Origin of the sequence: Endozoicomonas sp. ONNA2 (assembly GCF_024606365.1) — a bacterium.
GTDB lineage: Bacteria > Pseudomonadota > Gammaproteobacteria > Pseudomonadales > Endozoicomonadaceae > Endozoicomonas.
Genome location: NZ_JAHHPO010000328.1, coordinates 1 through 4,311 on the forward strand (window position 1 = coordinate 1; position 4,311 = coordinate 4,311).

Consider the following 4,311-nt stretch of genomic DNA (forward strand, 5'->3'; position numbering starts at 1 on the left):
ATTTACTAAAAATTTCCGACTTTTTAGACCAATTTGCTGCCACCGCAGTAGGGCAATCTATTCTCGGACAGCCTCCTGGTATGTGAGCAAGCTTCCTCCCCCCGTCACTATCCTTATGTCAGTTAAGCTCCAACAGATAAAAAACCGACTTTCCCTCTTTCCACTTCGCAAATGCACGACTACCGCCTAACACCTTACATGCGTACAATGACTATCTTCCCAAAATTTACTTCTGAGCTATCTGGCCCTCTGCTCCCCTGAGTCAATAAAAGACGTTGGTACAAGCTACGGGCGGTAGCGTCTCAATATTTTTTGCTACTTTCGCAAAAACAGGATTCATGCCATGAAAAGCACCCAGCAAAGGAAAGAATTGCATCGCCAGATTTGGCAAATTGCCAACGACGTGCGGGGCGCAGTGGATGGCTGGGATTTCAAGCAGTACGTGCTCGGTGCCCTGTTCTATCGCTTTATCAGTGAAAACTTTGCCAGCTACATTGAAGGCGGTGATGAGAGCGTCAACTACGCAGAATTGGATGACGGTATTATTACCTCCGAGATCCGTGATGACGCCATTAAAACCAAAGGGTATTTTATCTACCCCAGTGAGCTGTTTTCCAATGTGGTCAAGCATGCCAACACCAATGATAGCCTGAATACCGATCTTGCTGACATCTTCAGAGCCATTGAAAGCTCTGCCAACGGTTACCCTTCTGAAGTGGATATTAAAGGCCTCTTTGCCGATTTTGATACCACCAGCAACCGTTTGGGTAATACCGTTACTGACAAAAACCGTCGTTTAGCAGCGGTGCTTAAGGGTGTGGCTGGTTTGGATTTTGGTGATTTCCACAGCAGCGATATCGACCTGTTCGGGGATGCCTACGAGTTTCTGATTTCCAATTATGCCGCTAATGCGGGTAAATCCGGTGGAGAATTTTTTACCCCGCAACAGGTGTCGAAACTGATTGCCCAGCTGGCCATGCACGGGCAAACCAGCATCAATAAAATCTATGACCCGGCTGCCGGTTCCGGCTCATTGTTGCTGCAAGCGAAAAAGCAGTTTGACGAGCATGTGATTGAAGAGGGCTTTTTTGGTCAGGAGATCAACCACACCACCTACAACCTTGCCCGTATGAATATGTTTTTGCACAACATCAATTACGACAAGTTCAATATGCAGCTGGGCAATACCCTGACTGACCCGCACTTTGGCGATGACAAACCTTTTGATGCCATTGTCTCCAACCCGCCCTATTCCGTGAAGTGGATTGGCAACGATGACCCGACCCAGATTAACGATGATCGCTTTGCACCTGCGGGGGTTCTTGCACCCAAATCAAAAGCGGATTTTGCCTTTGTGATGCACACCCTTAATTACCTGTCGGCCAAAGGCCGGGCGGCGATTGTCTGCTTTCCCGGTATTTTTTACCGTAGCGGTGCTGAAAAGAAAATCCGTCAATATCTGGTGGATAACAACTATGTGGAAACGGTGATCGCCCTGGCACCCAACCTGTTTTTTGGTACCACCATCGCCGTGAATATTCTGGTGCTATCCAAACACAAGACCAAAACCGATACCCAGTTTATTGATGCCAGTGGGCTGTTTAACAAAGGCACCAATAACAACCTGCTGACTGACGAGCATATCGAACAGATTTTAAAAGTATTCGACAGCAAGGAAGATATTGCGCACCTTGCCAAAACTGAGTCTTTTGAAAGCATTGCGGCTAATGACTACAACCTTTCCGTCAGTAGCTATGTGGAACCCGAAGATACCCGTGATGTGGTGGATATTGTTCAGCTGAATGATGAACTGAAAATTACCGTTGAGAAAGTTGCACAACTCCGGTTGGATATTGATGCGATTGTGGCCGAGATTGAAGGTGTGGAGCGCCGGGCATGAGTGAGCTGACACTTTTAGAAAAGCTATTTCAGGGAGTTGATGTTGAACTTAAAACTCTCGGAACACTTGGCGAGTTTATTCGCGGCAACGGAATGCAAAAGAAAGATTTTGTGGAAACGGGTTTTCCGGCGATACATTACGGTCAAATCTACACAAAATACAATTTATCTACTGAGAAAACATTTACATTCGTGTCAGACGAACTGGCGAAAAAGTTAAAAAAAGCCAAGAAGAATGACCTCTTATTAGCCACAACTTCAGAGAATGATGAAGATGTCGTTAAACCGCTGGCATGGCTTGGAGAAGAGGAAACAGCAATCTCTGGCGACATGATGCTATTCAGGCACAACCAAAATGTTAAATACCTTGCTTACTATTTTCAAACGGCTGCCTTTCAGGAGCAGAAAAGAAAATATATTACAGGTGCAAAGGTGCGCAGAGTTTCGAGTGGTGATCTTTCAAAAATAACAGCGCCAATCCCCTGTCCAGAAAACCCAAAAAAATCGCTGGAGATTCAGGCTGAAATCGTCCGGATTTTAGACACATTTACCTCGTTAACCACCGAGCTTACCACCGAGCTTACCACCGAGCTTAGCGCACGTAAGAGACAATTCAAGCATTATCGTGATGAATTATTAAGTTTTAAAAACAGTGAAGTGGAATGGAAACCTCTCGGAGAGATTGGTGATTTTATTCGCGGCAAACGCTTTACCAAAGCAGATTATGTCGATGAGGGAATAGACGTAATCCACTATGGCGAAATTTATACAGAATACGGCGTTTCAGCGAATCATGCCCGATCACAGGTTCGTGCTGAAATGGCAGCATCTTTACGTTACGCCGAACCAAATGATGTTGTTATCACTGATGTGGGTGAAACAGTAGAAGATGTTGGTAAAGCCGTTGCCTGGCTGGGTAACGATAAAGTAGCGATACACGACCATTGCTATGCCTTCCGGCATTCGATGAATCCAAAATTTGTCGCCTATTGCATGCAAACCACCAACTTTATTGTCGGCAAGGCAAAATACGTGGTAAGGGCAAAAGTCAAAACACTATTAATTAATGGCTTCTCGAAGGTCTGCATTCCGGTTCCTCCGCTTGAAGAACAGGAGCGCATCGTCGCCATCCTGGATAAATTCGACACCTTAACCAGCTCCATCAGTGAAGGCTTACCCCGTGAAATCAAACTCCGACAGCAACAATATGAATATTACCGTGATTTGCTGCTAAATTTCCCCAAACCAGTGGCAACTGAGGTTCAGTATGAGCAAGAAGATCACCAACATAATCACAAGGAGTCTCCATGCCTGACCTAAACCTGCAAGACCAGACCACGGAGTTTCTGCTCTACACCGATCCCAGTGGGGATATCAGGGTGGAAGTGTTGCTCAGCAATGAGACTATTTGGCTGACACAGAAGCGCATGGCTGAGCTATTTGGCGTAGGTGTACCGGCTATTTCGAAGCATCTGAAAAACATTTTTGAAAGTAATGAGTTGCAGGAGAAACTGGTTGTTTCCATTTTGGAAAATACCACTGAACACGGTGCTGTGGCTGGCCTTACCCAGACCCAACAAGTCAAATATTACAACCTTGATGCCGTAATCTCGGTCGGCTACCGGGTAAACTCAACACAGGCTACCCAGTTCCGCATCTGGGCTACCCAACGGCTCAAGGAGTACATTATCAAAGGCTTTGCCATGGATGATGATCGGCTGAAAAATGGGCGCTATTTTGGCAAGGACTACTTTCGTGAGCTGCTGGAGCGGGTGCGTTCCATCCGTGCCAGCGAGCGACGTATCTACCAGCAAATTACCGATATTTTTGCCGAGTGCAGCACTGATTACGACCCCAGATCGGAAACCACTCGCCTGTTCTATGCCCATGTGCAGGACAAGTTCCATTATGCCATTACCGGTCACACAGCAGCAGAAATCATCTCCCTTAACGCAGATGCCAATAAGCCGCTGATGGGCATGAGCACCTACAAGAATGCCCCTGCTGGCCGAGTGCTGAAATCCGACGCCACGGTGGCAAAAAACTACTTGAGTGAAGTGGATATTAAAAAACTGGAGCGAGCCGTCTCAGCATTTTTTGACTACATTGAGGGCATTATTGAACGACGCAACACGTTTACCATGAGCAGCTTTGCGGAAAGTGTTAACAAATTTCTGGCATTCAACGAGTATCAGATTTTGGAGGGGCATGGCACGATCAGCAGAAAACGAGCTGAACAAAAAGCGATTACCGAGTACAACAAGTTCAACAAGCAGCAGCGCATAGAGTCGGATTTTGACCGGGAAGTAAAAAAACTGCTGCAAAAGAAAGATTCACAGGATGACTGACTACAAAACCCAGGGCGATAGAATCGGTCTTACGATCGTTCCAATCAAGGCTAATTTAAACGAC

The 4,311-nt window shown here is 46.2% G+C and carries 3 protein-coding genes; all 3 read left to right on the forward strand.

Annotation, left to right across the window (positions count from 1 at the left end):
• The first annotated feature begins 343 nt into the window (after positions 1 to 343).
• The 3 genes from KDK14_RS05930 to KDK14_RS05940 are packed head-to-tail and all read left to right on the forward strand — an operon-like array spanning position 344 to position 4,247.
• Positions 344 to 1,900: a type I restriction-modification system subunit M gene (locus tag KDK14_RS05930; RefSeq protein WP_257264095.1), complete on the forward strand. Its 1,557-nt coding sequence runs from the start codon at positions 344 to 346 to the stop codon at positions 1,898 to 1,900.
• The gene (locus KDK14_RS05935; RefSeq protein WP_257264096.1) at positions 1,897 to 3,219 is read left to right on the forward strand and encodes a restriction endonuclease subunit S; all 1,323 of its coding nucleotides are present in this window, start codon (positions 1,897 to 1,899) and stop codon (positions 3,217 to 3,219) included. The genes KDK14_RS05930 and KDK14_RS05935 overlap by 4 nt, the downstream gene beginning before the upstream one ends.
• Positions 3,207 to 4,247, forward strand: coding sequence for a virulence RhuM family protein (locus KDK14_RS05940; RefSeq protein ID WP_257264097.1), 1,041 nt, complete (start codon positions 3,207 to 3,209; stop codon positions 4,245 to 4,247). Before KDK14_RS05935 ends, KDK14_RS05940 begins: the two co-directional genes overlap by 13 nt.
• Positions 4,248 to 4,311 lie beyond the last annotated feature (64 nt).